We start from the raw sequence: 19,139 nt of genomic DNA on the forward strand, positions 1-19,139 counted from the left end.
GGAGGCCCGGAGGCGGCGCGGATCAATTGTCCTCTGGCGAGTGGCGGACAACGCTTCTTACTGGTAGTGAGTGATCGGTCAACGAACGATCGGAGGTCGCGTGAATAACACGACGGGGGCCGACCTATGCCGCGTGATCATCATCGCGCCGCACCGGCGCCTGGATCTGTCCCTGCCCGCCGACGTCCCGCTCTCGCACATGCTCCCCACGTTGTTGCAGGTCGCGGGGCAGCGGCTGGCCGACGCCGGGGTCGCCCACTCCGGTTGGGTGCTCCAGCGGCTGGAGGAGGCGCCCCTCGACGAGTCGCAGTCCCTGGCGGCCCAGACCGTCCGTGACGGCGAGATCCTCTATCTGCGGCCAGGGCTGGCCCAGTTGCCCGAGGTCACCTTCGACGACGTGGCCGACGTCGTCGCGACCGGCATCAACGAGCGCCCCGACCGCTGGCGCCCCGAGACCACCCGCGCTTTCGGCCTGCCGGCGGGCGCGGCCGTGCTCCTCGTCGGCGCGGCGGCCCTCACCCTCGCGGGCCCGCCGTGGGGGCTGCCGGCCGCGGCGTCCGGCGTCATCGCCGTGGTGCTCGTCGTCTCGGGGGTGGTCCTGTCACGTGCCATGGGCGACTCGTCCGCGGGCGCCGCACTCGGCTACAGCGCCCTTCCGTATGCGTTTCTGGGCGGGCTGCTGGCGCCGGCCCGCCCTGTGGACCTCGCGGACCTGGGGGCCCCGCATCTCCTCTCGGCCTTCGGCGCGGTGACCCTCACCGCCGTCCTCGCCGCCTTCGGCATCATCGAGGGCCTTCCCCTGTTCCTGGGCGTGGCCCTCACCGCGCTCTTAGGGCTGGTCTCCGCCGCCCTCGTCGAAGGCGCCGGCCTGGCCCCGTCCGGGATGGCCGCCCTGGCCTCGTCCCTCTGCCTCATGATGACCGCCTTCATCCCGTCGCTCGCCTTCCGGCTGGCCCGGCTCCCGCTCCCGCCCGTCCCGGAGAACGCCGACGAGCTGCGCAACGCCCAGACGTTCGACGGCCCCTCCCTCCTCCGCCGGACCCGCGAGGCCGACCGCTTCACCACGGCCCTGGTCGCCGCCGTGGCGATCGTCGGCATCGCCCCCCAGCTCCTGCTCACCACCGGCGGATGGCTCCCGAGGACGACGGGCCTCTGCGTCTCGCTCGTGCTCCTCCTGCGCGCCCGGGTCTTCCACAGCCTTCCGCAGCGCCTGTGGATGCTCGGGTCGGGGCTGGCGGGCCTCGCGGTCCTCGCCCTCCGCGAGGCCGGCGCGGCGTCACCGGCCAGGACGCTCCTGACGGTGATCGTGCCGATCGCCCTGGCGGCGACGGTCATCATCGTGATGGCGCTCCGGCTTCCCGTCCGCAAGCCGTCGCCGTTCTGGGGGCGCGCGGCCGACATCACCGACATGATGCTGATCATCAGCCTGCTCCCCCTGGCCGTGGGGGAGCTCGGCCTCTACGCGTGGCTGCGCGGGCTGGCCGGCTGATGCAGACCCGCAAGGACCTCTACCAGGCCCACCGCCTGATGACCCAGCGCGTCGCGCTGGCGCTCCTGCAGGGCAGCCCGAGCGCCGCCGAGTCCCCGCTCCGCCGCACCGGCGTGGGCGCGCTCTGCGGCGTCATGGTCGTCGTCCTCGTCGCGGCCGGGTTCGGCATCGCGGGGCTCCTGTTCAAGGGCGGGGCCCGCAACCTGGAACGGCCGGGCGTCCTCATCATCGAGAAGGAGACCGGGGCGACCTACGCCTACAACCCCGAGACGCGCAAACTCGTCCCGTTCCTCAACTACGCCTCCGCCCGCCTCGCCATGCCCACCACGGAGATCCATCGCAAGCTCGTCTCCTCCCGGTCACTCGCCGAATACGCGAGGGGGCCGCTCGCCGGCATACCGGATGCCCCGGAGTCACTGCCCGACCCCGGGAAACGGCCGAAGACCTGGTCCCTCTGCGTCCGCGGCGGGACCGTGTCCCTCGTCGGCGGCCACGACGTGGGCGGACGCCCCCTGGACGACACGCAGGGCGTGGTCGTGCGAGGCGGCACCCAGAACTGGCTGGTCTGGCACAACACCCGCATGCGGCTGACGCCGGAGACGGCCCGCGTCCTCAGCGCCGACCCGCCGGTGCCCGTCAGCGAGCGCTGGCTGAACGGCCTCCCGCAGGGGCTCGACCTCACGGCCCCGTCGATCCCCCGACGGGGACAGCGCTTCCCCGGGCCGGACGGCGCCCTGACGCCCGCGGGGCAGATCTTCCGGGTGCCTTCCGTGGCGGGCACCCCCGAACGCTGGTACGCGCAACTCCCAGACGGCCTTTCGGATATCTCTGCCACCCAGGCCCGGCTCCTGCTGGACGTGCCCGGCGCCGCCGCGCCCCGCGATCTCACCCCGGCCGCCGCCGCGTCCAGGCCGTCCCGGACCAACCTCCACAACCGCGCGTTGCCGGAGTCTCCGCCGCGTATAGCGGCGTACGAGGCTCAGCAGCCGCTCTGTGCCATCTACAAGGACGCGGCGAGGCTGTCCACCGAGGCCCGTTTCACCGTCGGCGGCGCCCTCCCCGCCCCGAGTGTCACCTCCTCGAACCTGGACCAGGTCCTGCTTCCGGGCGGCGGCTCCTTCGTGGGCGTCCTGACCGCCAGGGGACGGCCCCCGCAGTCCTTCGCCCTGCTAACCGACCAGGGGATCCGCTATCCCGTGCCCACGTCGGAGGACATCGCGAAACTGGGCTACTCCCCGGCCAAGGCCACTCCAATTCCGACAAATCTCCTACAACTGTTCAAAAAAGGGCCGACCTTGACCGGCGCGAACGCCCTGCGTCCGGTTCCGGCCAGATGATCAGCACATGGAGAAACAAACACTGAGCAAGCCCACATATAAGACGAGCCGCAATGGCGCTCCCGAAGGTATTGCATAGACATGCCAACCACGCCTTCCCTACGCTGTACTTTGCTCGCAGTCACGGGGTGTGTCGCGTATCGATCAAGGAATTCGATCGGCACGCGCGAGCGCTCGTCGTGACGCGCACAGGGACCGACGCGCGAGGAGAGCCACAGATGACCAACCACTCATCGGTCAACCGGCAACACATGCAGCAGGCGGCCGGAAAGGTCCAGGACGCCCACGGCCGGATCGGTCAGATCAAGGGCCAGCTGAACGCCCACCACGCCGAGCTCCAGGGCGCGTGGAAGGGCGAGTCCGCCGCCGCGTTCACGCAGGTCTACAACATGTTCGAAACCGAGTTCACCAAGGTCCTCAAGGACCTGGGCGTGATCCACGAGAAGCTCGTGGGAACGAAGGCCAAGTACGAGAGCGCCGAGCAGGAGAAGACCGCCCGGGTCAGCAGCCTCAAGGGCCTCGTCAACGGCTGACCGGCCCACCCGACCGCTAGAACTGGAGGATGCCGTGAGCACCGAATACACCTACGTCAACTTCGGCGGCATGCAGAACGCGCAGGCGAACTTCATGAAGGCGCTGAGGAGCTACCAGGCCACCCTCGACACGCTCGACGCCCAGGTCCGCGCCAACCTGGCCGAATGGGACGGCGACGCCCGCGCCGCCTACGAGCAGAAGTCACGCGAGTGGAAGCAGGCCGCCCAGCGGATGGCCGCCGCCGTGTCCGGCATGGGCACGGCCGTCGGCGACTCCCACGACATCCACCTGGGCGCCGAACGCTCCAACACCGCCATGTGGACATAGCCGGTCCGCGCACAGGGAAGAAGACCACCATGGCCCCCCGGGATCAGCCCGACGACCCGACGTCCCCACCACTCCCAAGGCCGGACTCCGGACCCGCAGGCGCCATCGCTCCCGTCTCGCTGAACCGGACGCCGCCCGGCGCCGGGACCATCGCCCATCGCCGCGAGCAGATCCGCCAGGTGGCGCGGGAGATGGGCAAGGACCTCGCCGACCTCAAGAACACACTGAGCCTGCTCCAGGGCGGCTCCCGCGTCGCCGGGCGCGTGGGCGGCTGGGACGTCGCCTGCGAACTCGGCTCGGGACTGGACACCGCGCACGAGAACATGGTCGCCGCCGTCAACGCCTACTGCGCGGCCTACGACCAGGTGATCAAGCGGCTTGAGCGCACCGCGACCAACCTCGACAAGGCGGAGGAAGAGGCGACGCACACCGTCCGCCGCCCCCGTCCGCCCTCCGGCGTGAAGCCGTGGCAGCAGCAGTGACACCACGACGCGTGACTGGAAGGGATCATGGGGCGTAGAAAAGAGGAGCAGGAACTCCGGCAGGGCGCCCTCGGGCACGGGAACCCGGCGCAGTACGACCACGACACGATCGTCGCCTACCTCCAGGGCGCGAACGTGGCGCCGCTACAGGAACTCGGAAGAGCTCACGCCCAGGCACGTCCGGTGTTCCAGCGTGTCCAGCAGGCGCTCGGCGCCCACGCGAACCGCCTCAACGCGGTGTGGACGAGCGAAGCGCAGGTGCTCAGCGCCAAGGAGTTACGCGCCCTCACCGACTCGGCGAGCGCGCTCGAAAAGGCGAGCAGCCGGTTCGAGACGGCGATGGCGAGCGCCGAAGGCACCATCCGGAACGCACAGACCAATATCCCCGCCCCCGGCCCCCTGGGAGTGCTACCGCAGTCCGGAGCCTCGGCCGGCCCGATGATGAGCCAGGCCGCCGACAAACAGGCCCAGGAGCACCTGGCCAAGACAAACTCCGGCCTGGCCTCCGCCTTCGCCCAGATCCCACCGAACATCCCACTCGATCTGATGAGCCCCATCGAAGACCCGATCGGTGGCGGCTCAGCACCGGGGGCGACCTCCGGCGCCGGAGTTCCCGGGTCTTCCGCAGGTGGCGCTCCTGCGAGACATATGGGAGGCGATGGACCCGAAGCTGCGGGAGGTGCCGCTCAGTCTCTCGGTCAGGCCGGCGGGACGCCGGGAGGACTCCCGACGTTGGAAGGCGTGGGACCCGGCGGTGAGCCAGCGCCGGGTGGCCAGGTGGGCGCCGGTCCCTCAGATCTCCAGGGAATCCAGCCGTCACCATCCGGCACCGGCGGCGGCCCGGGAAGTCCGGGCGTACCACCCCCAACGGTCGCGTCGCCGGGCTCCCCGCCCAGTGGAGGAGCCGGGCCGCCCCTTCCTGGAGGACTTGGCGTTCCGCTCCCGCCGAGAGCGCTTCCGACGATCCCCACCAATCCAGTGACAGCGCCCAATGGTCGAGGCACCAGCCCCGCCGTCGGTCAGTCCCCGGCCGGTGGACGCGGCAATCTGCCGGTTGCCGGTATGGGCGGTGGAGGAGTTCCACGGGCAGGTGGGGTGCTCGGCGCCACCGGGACGTCGAGTCGCCTGCCCGGTCTGAACAGCGCGTTGGGCGAAGGGCTCGGAACCAGGGCGATCGCACCCGGCGGAGTGATCGGCGCCGGCCCGTCCGGCGGTGGTCGGACGGCATCGCGGCCGGGAACGGCAGGTGTCGGCGAGCCGGGAGGGACACGCACCGGACTCGGAATGCCGATGGGAGCCGGTACTGGCCGCACCGCCGCTTCGCGCGAGCGCAGCATCCCTCTGACCGAGGACGAGGACGTGTGGAGCGAGCACGAGGGGGTCGCCCCGAGGGTGATCGGAGAACCGACCGGCAACGGTCGCTGAGGGGCTGTCAGATCGTGCACACGAGAACGATTCGCTCGGCGATTGCGCTGACGGGCGTGATCGCCCTGGTCTCAACTCACGCGGCGCCTGTCAGGGCCGCGTCCTCGGTAGCGCGTTCAGAGGAATGGTGGTTCGACGCGTGGGAGATCGAAGAGAAGGTCTGGCCCGTGACGCGCGGAAAAGGAGTCGTCGTCGCCGTCGTGGACACCGGCGTGGAAGCCCGACTGCCTGACCTCGACGGGGTGGTCCTCAAGGGCACCACCTACAACGGTCCCGGCGGCGGAGACGGCCGCAAGGATGGAGACAGTGAACTCGGCGGCCATGGGACCGCCATGGCCGCCTTGATCGCCGGGCAGGGACGCGGAACCGGAATGATGGGGATCGCCCCGGAGAGCCGGATCCTTCCCATTACAGCCGGGGGGCTCGCCTACGCGCGTTCCATACGCTACGCGGTCGATCACGGCGCTCAGGTCATCAATATTTCGGCAGTAAGTGATGGATCGTCCTGCCCAGATGACCTCCAGCGGGCCGTTGAATATGCAGCACAGCACGATGTCGTGATCGTCGCAGGCGCAGGCAACGATGGTTTCGTGGCCGAATCGGGGTTCTATCCCGCCAACTGCGCAGGTGTGCTCACCGCGGGCGCCGTGGACGCCTACTTGAAGATCTGGACGAAGAGCACCCCTGGCGACAATGTGATGATCGCGGCTCCCGGCGTAACGGTGGGATCGATCAGCAAACGCGGAACCTTCGACTGGGATCGCAACGGCACCAGCCAGGCCACGGCTCTCACATCGGGCGTGGTGGCGCTCATGCGCGCCCGGTACCCGCGGATGCCGGGACGCCAGATCGTCCAACGCATCCTCGCCACGGCGAAAGACGTCGGCCCCAAGGGCTGGGACAAGAGGTCCGGCTACGGCGCGATCATCCCCTACCTGGCCCTCACCGCGAACGTGGCGTCCGACGCCCCTAATCCGGTCTACAGCAGGCTTCCTCCGGCACAGATGAAAGGCGGTACAAATCCTTCACCATCGAAACAATCGATTAGGACGACAGCTACGGACTATCGTAAATCGGGAGGCGGCGGCCTGCCCTGGTGGTCCTTGATGGTCATGGTTTTGGGAGTCGCCCTAATAATGGCCGGGGCAATTCTTGTTCGGCGTCGTCGTTTTAGGGGCGGCAGGGAGCTGTGAGTTGCGGTAGTTGGAGGTTTCACAGCATGGGAGCGCACTGTGAGTGAGCATCGCCTTTGGGTCAGGGACATCAATCGTCTGCAGGCGTTGGGACGGACCGCGCTACCCGACCTGGCCAACGACGTGAATAAGACGAAGTTCGGAATAGATTCTCTGAATTTGAACCCGGCGGCCTTCGGGGAGAATCCGATAAGGGTGGAGATGGAACGGGCTTACGAGGATGCGAGAGCGCAGTTCAGCAAACAACTTCAAGCCGCCTACGCCGGCCTTCGTGACTCCGGCAACGCCATCGCGAAGGCAGCCGATCATTATCGAGAAATAGAGAAGAAGTTGGCGAGCTGACTGCATCGCCGTTATCGAAACAGAAAGGAAGAGTTCATGGGGGTCGGCGATGTCAAGAAACTTCTCGGCATGCATGGTATTGAACTCATAGATGCGGCTGCTCAAATGGTTGGACAGGCGCCTCCGTCGCAAATGAGTAGGCCTATGACCACGCCTGATCCCAAACTTCTCAGGCCTACCCAGGATGAATGGTGGCGGGCCAGTGATCACCTTACCGCGCACATCGAGGAGGTGAGAACGCATGTGAGCGTCGTTCTCGCCAACTGGGATGTCCCGGCTGGGTTCGAGACCTACATGAATAAAATGATTCAGCTTCTCCAGGACCAGCAGGCGGCAGTTCGGGGTGTCTCGTGGCACCTGGATGCGGTTGGCGAGGCTCTCCAGAAGGCGAAGGACGACACGGAGGAGAAGATAAGCGAGGTTGCCGCCGGCATCGCCGCCGGGATTATTGGCGCGGTGGTGGGATCTGCGTTCTCGCTTGGTGCGGCGTCGGCGATCGGCCTCGGATTCCTCATTGCCTTCATTACCGGCTTCCTCACATGGTTGGTCAACCGCGCGAATATTCAGAAGTCGCTGCTGAGCGCGCAAAATGGGCAGCTTGAAAACTTGAAAAAACTTGTCAGTCGAGAGAGCCTGGCGAAGGTGACGCCGCCGGACCCGCCGAACCTCAGTCGGGTGAAGGGCTTTTCCTCGATCCACGAGCCCGACGGAGTCTAGGTCTCGGCGTTCGGTTCGGACCGGCCAGCGATGAACGGATGAACAATGTACGATGAGTCTGAGCAGGCACACCGCCTCCGGGAATTGATCCTGGAAGTCGGTCAACGTCCATTCGTCGCCACCTCCGCCGATAAGATGATCAAGATGACCGCGGTCGCCAGTGGACAGGTCGTGGGGTTGGAGATAGATCCGAAAATCTATCGAAACCCGAACAGTGCCGGACTGGCGCGCAACATTCTCGAAACTTTGAACCGAGCCATCAGTGGTGCGGCCGGTATGCATCTGGAAAGCCTCCAGCAGATCACTGGAAACGACTCTTTTGGGCAATTGATGCAGGGTGCGACCGATCTCGTGAGTGAGCTTATCGACGAGGCGGACGATTTTAGGCGCGGGCCGCACGGCGCCTAGAGAGGGCGCCCTTCAAGTTCCCCATATAAAATTTCGATGGAGAAGGAATGTCGGAAGTTCGACCAGGAGTCGTAAGGCTTTCAACGGGCCCAGGGGCTCGTGGGTGGGTCGTGTGGATTTTCAATTCCGTTTGTACTGTTGCGGTCGAGGTCGCCGGCTTCTATCTTGCAGCTGATCTCATCGGCGACGACAAATATGCTATCGCTGCCCTTCTGATTCTAACGCTCGTGGTATTTTTCGTTTTCATCGCCGGTATGCTATATTTTGCCTATCGTAGATCGTTCTGGCTGGATGGCAGATGCTTGTGGCGGCGTGGGATCGTGCGTGACCGCGAATATGATCTCTCGGTTGCTCGGATCGGTTTGGAGTTCTCGGGTGTTGGGTTGGCCGGGCCGGTGGTTCCTCGGTTGAAAATAACTGCGGGCGGGGAGGGGCGTTCGGTCAACTTGTTGTTGTGCAACAGGGATTTTCGGTACAAGGTGTTGCCGGGGGAGCAGTTGCTCGCGCTTGCTGCGGCTATCGGCACCGGGCGGGGAGCCGAGACGCCTGAGGCGTCGGTCGCCGCTCGGTTGCGGCAGATGGCTGAAGATTCAGGTGTGGGCGGGGTTGTTTAGGTGGGTGAGGAGTTGGTGGTGGCGGTGCCAGTAGTCGGGGGAGCGGCCGTCGCCTAGGGGGAACCAGGTCAGGGGGGCGGACGGGGGGCCCAGGCGTTGGCGGGTGAAGCCCGGGGGGCCCGTGCGGGCGCCGGCGGCGGCCAGGCCGATCGGGGACGCGGCGCCTGACCAGCGGGGTTCGGTGGTGAGGTCGGGGCGGCCCGGGGAGAGTTGGGCCATGAGGGCCGTGATCGGGGTTTTGGTGGTGAGGGCGTCGATCAGCGGTGGGAGGTCGGTTATGGGGGGACGGGTGGACGGAGGGTAGGCGACCACCAGCGTTGTCGTTTCGGTTTCGCCGGAGAAATTCAGGGTGGCTATCGCGTTTTTTCCGGTGAGGATGAGGTGTGGGGCCCGGGGTAGGTCGGGGCCCTTCCAGGGGTGTTTCAGGGGTTCGGTGGGGCCCCAGCCCAGGGGTGGGTGGCCGGTTATGAGGTGGAGGAGGTGCTCGATCTGTGCGCCTGGGTTTTCCGCGGGGCGGGCCTGGAAGGTCAGGGTCAGGTGGGAGCCGAGGGGTGCCGACGGGCGGGTTTTGTAGGTGGGGGCGTAGTCGGTCGCGTCGGGGACGTGGGTGAAGGCCGTGCCGTCCCAGCGCATCGGGCGGCCGGTGAGGCCCTCGTAGTAGCCGTCGCCTGGGGCGACCACCCAGGTCGCTTTCGGGGTCCCCGCCAGGGTGCGGAGGGGAATGGTCAGGCGGCTGGCGGGGCTTGTGACGATCTGGAGGACGCGGGGGCCGCATTCCGCCAGGGCCTCGGCCAGGGCGGGGCTCAGCGCGACCACCGGTCGGTCCCGGAGGACGACCATGGAGTGCGGTGTGAGGGCGTCGGCGCCGCCCCGGGTTTCGTTCACTGGCCCCATACCGTGCCGTTGTGGCGGGTCGCGAGTTCGCGGGCGCAGTGCCGCGCGAGGTGGAAGGCCTCGGGAGGTGACGCGGCGGCGTGGAGTTCGACCCACCAGACCGGTTCCCGGGCGGGGGCGGAGAGGAGCCGTTCCACCTCGCCCGGGACGGTGATCAGCGTCGCGTCCTGGACGCGTAGGAGGAGGCGGTCGTGGGAGTCGAAGATGTAGGGGCCGCCTACGTCGAGGCCCTGGATGCCGGACGAGGCGACCAGCGCGGGCAGTGCGTCCAGGTCCGGTTCCTCCTGGGACAGGACGACCAGCTCGCGGCTCATCGGACGGCCAGGGCGCGGGCGAAGGCGGCGGCCGTCATCCGCGCGGCGGCGGTGTGCGCCGCGGCGCCGACGCGCTCGGGGGTGATCGAGACCCCGGCGGCGAGGTGGCGGTCGAAGGGGATGTAGACCACGGGGAGTCCGCCCGCGCTCAGCATCTGGACCGCGCGTTTCACGTCCGTGCCCGGGTTGGGCGCGTGCGCCACCAGGGCGATGACCGTCCGGGGGAGAAGGCCGGTGTTCTGGGCGAGCCAGTTGACGGCGGCGCGGGCGCTGAGGGCTCCGTCCACGGTTCCGGGGGTGACGAAGACCTGGGCGTGCGCTTCGGCGAGGATCCCGCGCTGGAGGTCGTCGGACAGGCCGGCGCCGCAGTCGATGACGGCGGTGGAGAAGTAGCGGCTGAGGTTGCCCACGCCCTGCTGGAAGAGGGCGTGGTCCAGCGTTCCCGCGACGGCTCCTCCGGGCGCGGCGGGGAGTACGTAGAGGCCCTCGTCGGTGCGTCCGAGGTGGGCGGCGGTCTCCTCCCAGGAGCGTGGACGCGCGGCGGCGAGGTGGCGGAGGGAGCTGGGCGAGGTCGCCCCCGCGCGCAGGGGGAGCGAGCCGAGGCCCGGGTCGGCGTCGACCGCGACGACCCGGTCGGCGCGGTGCCGGCGGATGATCCCGGCGACGAGCGCCGCGACCGTGGACTTGCCCGCGCCGCCCCGGACGCTCGTCACCGCGATCCGGCGGCAGGACGGCACGGGCGCGCCCAGCTGGGCGCCGACCCACTCCAGTTCGCCGGCCGCCGAGGACGGCCCGACGGGCCTGCGCGGGCCCGGTGTCCGACGGGGGGCGCTCTCCTGGGCGGGGGTGTTCTCCGACGGCTCCCGGGGGCGGGGGTCCGGTGTGGGATGCGGGGCGGGGGCCGGGACGCGGGGGGACGCCGGTGCGGGATGCGGTGCCGGTGCGGGGACGGGCGGCTGGGGGACCGCCGGTGCCGGGTGCGGCACCGGGGGCTGGGAGGCCGCGAGGGCGGCCGTCCATGGGCTCTCTACCTGGGGCGCCGCAGGGAGCGCGGCGGGACGCGGGGACGGCGCGACGAGGCCGGACTCCAGACCGCCGAGGTCGTGGAGGACGGCCCGCTGCCAGTCGCGATCGGTCACCGGTCCCCTTCCAGCGCCGCGAGATCAGTCGGCCGAGACGAGTCTAGACAAGTCAGGAAAAAGGGAGAGCGGTTTCGACCGGACGTGTGAGGCGGGGTCAGAGGTAGAGTCCGACGGCCTCGGCCGAGGCGGGGGCGGCGGGCTGGAAGTCGGCGGCGCGCAGGGTGATGATCTCGATGTCGTCCGGGCGGTCGCCGGAGGTGAGGCGCTGCCCCTGCGCCGCGATGGCGGCGTCCAGGAGGTTGCGCATGAGGCGGCCGTTGCCGAAGGACGGCCCGCGCGGCACCGCGTGGAGCAGCGTCCGCAGACGTCCGGGGACGTCCGGGGCGAGCGTGAGGCCCTCGGCGGCGGCGAGCCGCTCGAAGATCGCGACGAGTTCGGTGTCGGAGTAGTCGGGGAACGCCAGCCGTTTGGGGAAGCGGGACTCCAGGCCGGAGTTGCCGGTGAGGAACGCGGTCATCTCGCGCTCGTATCCGGCGGCGATGACGACGAGGTCGCCCCGGTACTCCTCCATGAGCTGGACGAGGGTGGCGACGGCCTCCTGCCCGTAGATGTCGCCGGCCAGCGCGTACGCCTCGTCGATGAACAGGACGCCGCCGAGCGCCTGTTCGACGGCGGCGCGGACGCGGGGCGCGGTCTGGCCGAGGTAGGGGCCGACGAGGTCGGCGCGGGAGACCTCGACGAGGTGGCCGGAGGACAGCAGCCCGAGCCGCCCGTAGACGGACGCGACGAGGCGGGCGACGGTGGTCTTGGCGGTGCCGGGGTTGCCGGTGAAGACCATGTGCCGGGTCGGGGTGACGACGGGCTGTCCGGCGCCGCGCCGCAGCTCGGCGCCCCGGGCCTCGGCGACGAGGCGGTGCACCTCCTGCTTGACGTCGGCGAGGCCGACCAGGGCGTCCAGCTCGGTGAGCGGGTCGGTGGCGGGCAGGACCCGCGAGGTGCCGCTGAGGCTGTCGGGGATGTCGTCCGGGAGGAGGGTGGCGAGGTCCTGGGGGGTGGCGCGCTTCTTGGCGGTGACGCGGCGCGCCTGGAGCACGGTGGCGCGCTCGGACAGGTTGCGCATGACGCGGGCGTTGCCGAACGAGCGGCCGCGCGGGGCCTTGCGGAGCAGGCCGGAGATCTTGGCGCGGGCGGCGGGGGTGGGTTCGAGGCCGGTGGCGAGGGCCTGGCCGGTGAAGATCTCCAGCAGCTCGTCGTGGGTGAAGTCGGGGAAGCGGATCGTGTGCGGGAAGCGGGAGGCGAGCCCGGGGTCGGAGGAGACGAACCGCTGCATCTCGCGCTCGTATCCGGCGGCGATGACGACGAGGTCGTCGCGGTTGTCCTCCATGACCTTGAGCAGCTCGGCGATGGCCTCGGGCCCGTAGTCCTCGGACATGCCGCTCTGCGTGAGCGCGTACGCCTCGTCGATGAACAGGACGCCGCCGACGGCCTGCCGGGCGACGGCGCGGGTCTTCACGGCGGTCTCGCCGAGGTACTGGCCGACGAGCCGGGAGCGGGACGCCTCGACGAGGTGCCCCGACGACAGCAGGCCGAGGTCCTTGAAGATGCGGGCCAGCAGCCGCGCGACGACGGTCTTGCCGGTGCCGGGGTTGCCGGTGAAGACCATGTGCCGCGCGGGCGGGACGGGCGCGGGCAGCCCGGCCTCGCGGCGCATCTTGGCGGCCTCGGCGCCCGCGACGAGCAGCTCGATCTCCTGCTTGACGGTGTCGAGGCCGGTCAGCGCGGCGAGTTCGGCGAGCGGGTCGCCCGGGGATCCGGACGCGTCGAAGGCGGCGGGGACGTCGGGCCGTTTCACCACCAGCTCTTCGCCGGGCTCGGTGCGCTCCCGGACGCCCTCGACGACGACGTCGGCGAGGCGCTGCGCGAGGCGCGCGTTGCGCAGGTTCCGGACGGGCGGGGTGCGGACGAGCAGTTCCCCCGCGGCGGTCAGCGCGCGTTTGTGCGCGCGCGCCCCGCGCTGTTGCAGCGCCCGGTTGAACAGCTCGGTGTACCCGTCGGCGGTGAACGGGTGCGTCGGGACGACCTGGAGCCGCAGCGCGAGCCCGGGGTTGACCTCGCGGATCCGCTCGTCCCCGCCGGGTTCGCAGAGCGCGACCACATGCAGGTCGTCGTGGACGTCGAGGGCCCGGTGCAGCTCCTCCAGGATGGCCTCGCCGCTGCGGACGTCGCGGGACATGTCGTCCAGCCCGTCGATGACCATGAGGCGGTGCCCGGCGGAGTCGCGGGCGTCGTTGTAGAGGTGCGTGGTCGCGGCGGACACCTCCTTGGCGGCGAAGAAGTCGCCCGCCAGCCAGAGCGGCGGCTCGGTGACCTGGCGTTCGCGCAGCAGCCGGGCGATCTCCTGGGCGGCGTCGCGCTTGCCGGTGCCGTCCGGGCCGACCAGCATCAGCCGGACGGGCGCGTCCCCGCCCGCGACGTCCTCCAGGGCGGCGAGCACGTCGGGCTGCCCGACCAGCTCGGAGCCGACGTCGGCCTTGCGGACGCGGCGCGCCCGCGTGGAGGGCCCCTTGCCCACACCGGCGGCGAGCGGATTCACCATGCGGCGGCGCGGGGTGAACAGGCGCCGGACGTCCTCCTCGAACTCCCCGACCGGGATCCACTCGGGCTCGGGGATCTGCGCCTCGTCCGGGAAGCCCTGGGCCGCGCCGGTGAACCGCATCGCCATGTCCAGCCAGCCCCGGCACGCCTCGATGGCGCCCGCGCCGAGCGCCCGGCCGAGCCAGGCGCGGGTGGAGGTGTACCAGGGGTGCGGCTTGAACCCGGCGCGTTCGGCCGCGAACCGTTCGAGCAGCTCGCCGTAGCGGTCCTCGGTGACGGCGGCGGCCAGCTCGACGGGCACCTGCTCCAGGCCGCCCTGGAGGAGGAGGTGGACGAGCATCTCCTCCACCGACTCCTCGTGCGGGGCGACCTCCAGAAGGTGCTCGTGCACGGCCAGGAGCCCCGAGCACACCCATTCCAGATAGCCGATGGGGCCCGCGAGCTCCGGCAGGACGGCGACGACGTCGTCGGGGGCGTGGGCCGTCCAGAGCGCGCGCTGGTCGGGCAGGGGCGCGTTGATGTCCAGTCCGGGCGGCGGGTCCTCGTAGAGCCGGATCATGGCCTGGCGGCGCTGCTCGACGGGCTCCAGCCCCTCCAGGACGTCGAGCGCGTCGCGGGCCAGGCCGAGCGCGAGGTCCTTGTCGGGGGCCTCCTCCAGCCATTCCAGCGGGCGGAACCCGCCCTTGGTGACGCCCCAGTCGCTGATCGTCCGCAGCGGCTCGCGGGGCTCGCGGTGGTAGCGGCCGAAGAACTGGTACTGAAGGCGCGAGTGCGTGCCGGAGTTGACCGCCGCCGCGCCGCACAGGAAGTCGACGTCCAGCACCAGCTCGGCGACGACGAGCGGCGCGGGCGTGCTCAGCACCGAGTGCTGGTCGGTGGTCAGCTCGGCGCAGCGCGGGTCGGCGACGAGCTTGTCGATGCGGGCGCGGATGTCGTCGTAGAGCCCGTCCGGCACCCGCCAGGGCCCGAAGGAGTACAGGTCCAGGATGGGCTCATCGGTGACGAGCAGTTCCAGATTCTCCGGCAGCCGCACCGCTTTCCCCTCTAAAGCACACAACCCGGTGCGAACAGACTAGAGCGTCCACCGGGCTCGGGGGCGGCGCTTGCGGAGGAGGGCATCGGAGGTGACGGTGCGCGAACGCCGCCGGGACAGGGCCGGAAGGCGGAAACCTTCGCGTGTTTTTCCCGTGGCTGTCATCTGTCACTTTGTTCACGGTTCCCGGGCGCTCGGGCGACCGTTCCAGGCCGGTCCACTGGGTAGGTAACCGATGACCCGGCCGCCCGCACCCTGGGAGACCCACGTGATCACTAAGCTGCTCGTCGCCAACCGGGGCGAGATCGCCGTGCGGGCGTTCCGCGCCGCCTACGAGCTCGGCATCGCCAGCGTCGCCGTCTACGCCCACGAGGACCGGCTGTCCCTGCACCGCCAGAAGGCGGACGAGGCGTACGAGATCGGCGAGCACGGCCATCCCGTCCGCGCCTACCTGGACGTGGACGGCATCGTCGCGACGGCGCTGCGGGTCGGCGCCGACGCCGTCTACCCCGGCTACGGGTTCCTGTCGGAGAGCCCCGAGCTGGCCGAGGCGTGCGAGCGCAACGGGCTGACGTTCGTCGGGCCGCCTTCGGCCGCGCTGAGGCTGGCGGGCAACAAGATCGAGGCGGTCGCGGCGGCGCGCCGGGCGGGCCTGCCGGTGCTGCGCTCGGCGACGCCCGAGCCCGGCCGCGAGCTCGCGGCGGCCGACGAGGTCGGGTTCCCGCTGTTTGTGAAGGCGGCGGCGGGCGGCGGCGGGCGCGGGCTGCGCCGCGTCGACAACCGCGAGGACCTGGAGGCCGCCGTCGACACCGCGCGCCGCGAGGCGCTCAGCGCGTTCGGCGACGCGACCGTGTTCCTGGAGCAGGCCGTGGACCGGCCGCGCCACATCGAGGTGCAGGTGCTCGCGGACGCCGCCGGGCACACCGTCCACCTGCGCGAGCGCGACTGCTCGGTGCAGCGCCGCCACCAGAAGGTCGTGGAGATCGCCCCGGCGCCCCGGCTGGACCCGCTGGTCGCCGAGCGGCTGTGCGCGGACGCGGTGCGGTTCGCCGAGGAGATCGGCTACGTCAACGCGGGCACGGTCGAGTTCCTCGTGAACGACCGGGGCGAGCACGTCTTCATCGAGATGAACCCGCGCATCCAGGTCGAGCACACCGTGACCGAGGAGGTCACCGGCGTCGACCTGGTGCAGAGCCAGCTCCGCGTCGCGGGCGGCGAGACGCTCGCCGACCTCGGCATCGCCCAGGACGAGGTCACCGTCTCGGGGTACGCCGTGCAGTGCCGCATCACCACCGAGGACCCCGCGAACGGGTTCCGCCCCGACACCGGCAAGATCTCCGCGTACCGGTCCCCGGGCGGCGCCGGGGTCCGCCTCGACACCGGGACGACGCACGCGGGCGCCGTCGTCACCCCCCACTTCGATTCACTGCTGGTCAAGCTGACCTGCCGCGGACGGACGTTCGAGGACGCCGTCCGGCGCGCGCGCAGGGCGGTCGCGGAGTTCCGCATCCGGGGCGTGGCGAGCAACATCCCGTTCCTTCAGGCGCTCCTGGAAGAGGAGGACTTCTGCGCGGGCGGGGTCACCACGTCCTACATCGCCGACCATCCGGAGCTGCTCACGGCCCGGTCGAGCGGCGACCGCGCGACGCGCCTCGTCCGGTACCTGGCGGACGTGACGGTCAACAAGCCCAACGGCGAGGCGCCCACCCCCCTGGACCCGGCGGAGAAGCTGCCGCCGCTCCTGCTTGAGGGCCCCTTCCCCGAGGGCTCCCGCGACCGGTTGCTCGCCCTCGGCGCGCGGGCGTTCGCGGAGCGGCTCCGCGCCCAGGACGCCCTGGCCGTCACCGACACCACGTTCCGGGACGCGCACCAGTCGCTGCTGGCCACCCGCGTGCGGACCTACGACCTGCTCTCGGCCGCGCCCTACCTCGCGCGGATGACGCCGCAGCTCCTGTCCGTGGAGGCTTGGGGCGGCGCCACCTACGACGTCGCGCTCCGCTTCCTGGGCGAGTCGCCCTGGGACCGGCTGGCCGCGATCCGGGAGGCGGCCCCGAACCTGTGCATCCAGATGCTCCTGCGCGGCCGGAACACCGTCGGATACACGCCCTACCCCGACTCGGTCGCGCGGGCCTTCGTCAAGGAGGCCGCCGACACCGGCGTGGACATCTTCCGGGTGTTCGACGCCCTGAACGACGTGGAGCGCATGCGCCCGGCCATCGACGCCGCGCTCCAGACCCACGCGCTGGTCGAAGGGACGCTCTGCTACACCGGCGACCTGTCGTCCCCGGAGGAGCGCCTCTACACGCTCGACTATTACCTGCGGCTCGCGGAGCGGCTCGTCGACTCGGGCGTCCACATCCTGTGCGTCAAGGACATGGCGGGCCTGCTGCGCGCGCCCGCCGCCCGCACGCTGGTGACCGCGCTGCGCGAGCGGTTCGACCTGCCCGTCCACCTGCACACGCACGACACCGCGGGCGGACAGCTCGGCACCTACATCGCCGCGATCGAGGCCGGGGTGGACGCGGTGGACGGCGCCGCCGCGCCGCTGTCGGGCACCACCAGCCAGCCCCCGCTCCAGGCGATCGTCGCCGCGACCGACTTCACCGGCCGCGCCACCGGCCTCGACCTGGACGCGCTCACCGCGATGGAGCCGTACTGGGAGGCCGTCCGCAGGCTGTACGCGCCGTTCGAGATGGGCCTGCCCTCGCCCACCGGGCGCGTCTACCGGCACGAGATCCCCGGCGGGCAGCTCTCGAACCTGCGGCAGCAGGCCGTCGCGCTCGGGCTCGGCGACCGGTTCGAGGAGATCGAGCGGTGCTACGAGGCGGCCGACGCGATCCTCGGACGGCTCGTGAAGGTCACCCCGTCCAGCAAGGTCGTCGGCGACCTGGCCCTGCACCTGGTCGCCGCGGGCGCCGACCCGGGCGACTTCGCCGAGAACCCCGAGCGCTACGACATCCCCGACAGCGTCATCGGGTTCCTGAACGGCGAGCTGGGCGACCCGCCCGGGGGCTGGCCCGAGCCGTTCCGCACCAAGGCCCTGGCCGGACGCCAGTACACGCCCGCCCGCGCGGAACTGGACGAGGCGGAGGAGAAGGCCCTCGCCGGTCCGGAGGTCCGCGACACGCTCGACCGGCTGCTGTTCCCCGGCCCGGCCAAGGAGTACCGCGAGGCCCGCGCCGCGTACGGCGACCTGTCCGCGCTCCCGACGAGCGCGTTCCTGTACGGCCTGCGCACCGGGCACGAGATCGCGTTCGACCTCGAACCCGGCGTGCGGGTGCTGGCCTGCCTCGAAGCCGTCGGCGGCATCGACGAGGCCGGCTTCCGGCAGGTCATCTGCAACGTGAACGGCCAGTTGCGGACGCTGTCGGTGCGCGACAGGTCGGTGGCCTCGGACGCCCCGCCCGTCGAGCGCGCCGACCCGGCCGAGCCCGGCCACGTCGCCGCGCCGTTCGACGGCTCGGTGACGCTGCGGGTGGCCGCGGGCGCGGAGGTCGCGGCCGGGGACGTGGTCGCGACCATCGAGGCGATGAAGATGGAGGCCGCGATCACCGCGCCGGTCGCGGGGCGGGTCGCGCGCCTCGCCGTCCCCGTCGCGACCCCCGTCCAGGCGGGCGACCTGCTGCTCGTCATCACCTGAGCGCGGCGGGCCCGGCGAGCTCAGCGGACGGAGCGGGCCGCGCCGTCCGCGCCGTCCGCGCCGTCCGCGCGGGTCACGCCGCGCGGACGGCGTAGCCCGCGAGGGCCGGTTCGAGCAGGTCGAAGGCGGCGCGTCCGCTCTCGGCCAGCGCCGCCGCGATCTCCTCGTGGCCCTGGCCGTCGATCGTGCGGCGCAGGGTCTCCTGGAACAGCACGCGGTGGACGCCGCCGAACTGCGCCGCGACCAGGCGGGGGAGCAGGTCGCCCGGCGCAGCGCCGGTCTCGCGGGCGAGGACGTCGGCCAGCGCGTCCTCGCGCTCCTCGTGGAACTCGCGGATCCGCGCGACCAGCGCCGGGCTCCCGGTGATCATCCGGGCGAACTCCGGGCCGGAGAAGCCGATGACGGCGTCGTGCCGGGACACCGCCGCCAGGAACGCGCGCCGCAGCGCGGCCAGCGCCGACTCGCCGGGCGCCCGCTCGGCGACCGTCCGCGCCGGCAGCCCGACGAACACCTCGTGCAGGTCGAGGGCCAGGTCCTCCTTGCGCGGGAAGTAGTTGGTGACGGTCATCTTCGCCACCTGCGCCGCCGCCGCGACGTCCGCGATCGTCACCTGGTCGAAACCGTGCCGCAGGAACAGGCGGGTCGCCTGGTGCGAGATGTTCTGCCGCGTCTGCTGCTTCTTCAGCTCCCGGAGTCCCATCCCGCCATCATCG

16 protein-coding genes are annotated in these 19,139 nt (G+C 70.7%); 11 read left to right on the forward strand and 5 right to left on the reverse strand.

The genetic code is table 11. From position 1 onward, the window contains the following. Window positions 1-100: 100 nt before the first annotated feature. From eccD to GNZ18_RS29895, 10 genes are all read left to right on the forward strand, one after another. Window positions 101-1,489: a type VII secretion integral membrane protein EccD gene (eccD, locus tag GNZ18_RS29850; RefSeq protein WP_312874834.1), complete on the forward strand. Its 1,389-nt coding sequence runs from the start codon at window positions 101-103 to the stop codon at window positions 1,487-1,489. After that, window positions 1,465-2,826: a type VII secretion protein EccB gene (eccB, locus tag GNZ18_RS29855; RefSeq protein ID WP_156219960.1), complete on the forward strand. Its 1,362-nt coding sequence runs from the start codon at window positions 1,465-1,467 to the stop codon at window positions 2,824-2,826. Before eccD ends, eccB begins: the two co-directional genes overlap by 25 nt. 218 nt (window positions 2,827-3,044) lie before the next feature. Further along, window positions 3,045-3,359 (forward strand): WXG100 family type VII secretion target, encoded by a 315-nt coding sequence (locus GNZ18_RS29860; RefSeq protein WP_173390921.1) that lies wholly within the window; start codon window positions 3,045-3,047, stop codon window positions 3,357-3,359. A 34-nt stretch (window positions 3,360-3,393) separates the two neighbouring features. Next, complete coding sequence (locus GNZ18_RS29865) at window positions 3,394-3,687, forward strand: WXG100 family type VII secretion target (RefSeq protein ID WP_156219962.1); 294 nt, start codon at window positions 3,394-3,396, stop codon at window positions 3,685-3,687. 29 nt (window positions 3,688-3,716) lie between these two features. Beyond that, window positions 3,717-4,169: a DUF2563 family protein gene (locus tag GNZ18_RS29870; protein WP_156219963.1), complete on the forward strand. Its 453-nt coding sequence runs from the start codon at window positions 3,717-3,719 to the stop codon at window positions 4,167-4,169. Window positions 4,170-5,608: 1,439 nt separating this feature from the next. Continuing rightward, window positions 5,609-6,787 carry a S8 family serine peptidase gene (locus GNZ18_RS29875; protein ID WP_173390922.1) on the forward strand — a complete coding sequence of 393 codons (1,179 nt, stop codon included), beginning with the start codon at window positions 5,609-5,611 and terminating at the stop codon, window positions 6,785-6,787. A 39-nt stretch (window positions 6,788-6,826) separates the two neighbouring features. After that, window positions 6,827-7,129 (forward strand): hypothetical protein, encoded by a 303-nt coding sequence (locus GNZ18_RS29880; protein ID WP_156219965.1) that lies wholly within the window; start codon window positions 6,827-6,829, stop codon window positions 7,127-7,129. Window positions 7,130-7,165: 36 nt separating this feature from the next. Next, on the forward strand, window positions 7,166-7,846 hold the full coding sequence (locus GNZ18_RS29885) for a hypothetical protein (protein WP_156219966.1): 681 nt from the start codon (window positions 7,166-7,168) through the stop codon (window positions 7,844-7,846). Between the two features lie 45 nt (window positions 7,847-7,891). Then, window positions 7,892-8,254 carry a YbaB/EbfC family nucleoid-associated protein gene (locus tag GNZ18_RS29890; RefSeq protein WP_156219967.1) on the forward strand — a complete coding sequence of 121 codons (363 nt, stop codon included), beginning with the start codon at window positions 7,892-7,894 and terminating at the stop codon, window positions 8,252-8,254. Window positions 8,255-8,364: 110 nt separating this feature from the next. Further along, complete coding sequence (locus GNZ18_RS29895; protein ID WP_156219968.1) at window positions 8,365-8,868, forward strand: hypothetical protein; 504 nt, start codon at window positions 8,365-8,367, stop codon at window positions 8,866-8,868. Here the strand turns inward: GNZ18_RS29895 and GNZ18_RS29900 are convergent. From GNZ18_RS29900 to GNZ18_RS29915, 4 genes are all read right to left on the reverse strand, one after another. Next, window positions 8,845-9,753: a DUF6177 family protein gene (locus GNZ18_RS29900; protein ID WP_312874835.1), complete on the reverse strand. Its 909-nt coding sequence runs from the start codon at window positions 9,751-9,753 to the stop codon at window positions 8,845-8,847. The two genes, GNZ18_RS29895 and GNZ18_RS29900, sit on opposite strands and share 24 nt — an antisense overlap. Beyond that, the gene (locus GNZ18_RS29905; RefSeq protein ID WP_156219969.1) at window positions 9,750-10,076 is read right to left on the reverse strand and encodes a hypothetical protein; all 327 of its coding nucleotides are present in this window, start codon (window positions 10,074-10,076) and stop codon (window positions 9,750-9,752) included. Before GNZ18_RS29905 ends, GNZ18_RS29900 begins: the two co-directional genes overlap by 4 nt. Continuing rightward, the gene (locus GNZ18_RS29910; RefSeq protein ID WP_156219970.1) at window positions 10,073-11,215 is read right to left on the reverse strand and encodes a MinD/ParA family ATP-binding protein; all 1,143 of its coding nucleotides are present in this window, start codon (window positions 11,213-11,215) and stop codon (window positions 10,073-10,075) included. Before GNZ18_RS29910 ends, GNZ18_RS29905 begins: the two co-directional genes overlap by 4 nt. Before the next feature lie 97 nt (window positions 11,216-11,312). Beyond that, complete coding sequence (locus GNZ18_RS29915) at window positions 11,313-14,786, reverse strand: AAA family ATPase (protein WP_156219971.1); 3,474 nt, start codon at window positions 14,784-14,786, stop codon at window positions 11,313-11,315. A gap of 268 nt (window positions 14,787-15,054) precedes the next feature. Here GNZ18_RS29915 and GNZ18_RS29920 point away from each other — a divergent pair, with 268 nt between their 5' ends. After that, window positions 15,055-18,426: a pyruvate carboxylase gene (locus tag GNZ18_RS29920; RefSeq protein ID WP_312874836.1), complete on the forward strand. Its 3,372-nt coding sequence runs from the start codon at window positions 15,055-15,057 to the stop codon at window positions 18,424-18,426. A gap of 73 nt (window positions 18,427-18,499) precedes the next feature. Here GNZ18_RS29920 and GNZ18_RS29925 read toward each other — a convergent pair whose 3' ends face one another. Then, window positions 18,500-19,126, reverse strand: coding sequence for a TetR family transcriptional regulator (locus tag GNZ18_RS29925; protein ID WP_156219973.1), 627 nt, complete (start codon window positions 19,124-19,126; stop codon window positions 18,500-18,502). Window positions 19,127-19,139 lie beyond the last annotated feature (13 nt).

Source organism: Actinomadura litoris, assembly GCF_009733595.1.
Classification (GTDB): Bacteria; Actinomycetota; Actinomycetes; order Streptosporangiales; family Streptosporangiaceae; genus Spirillospora; species Spirillospora litoris.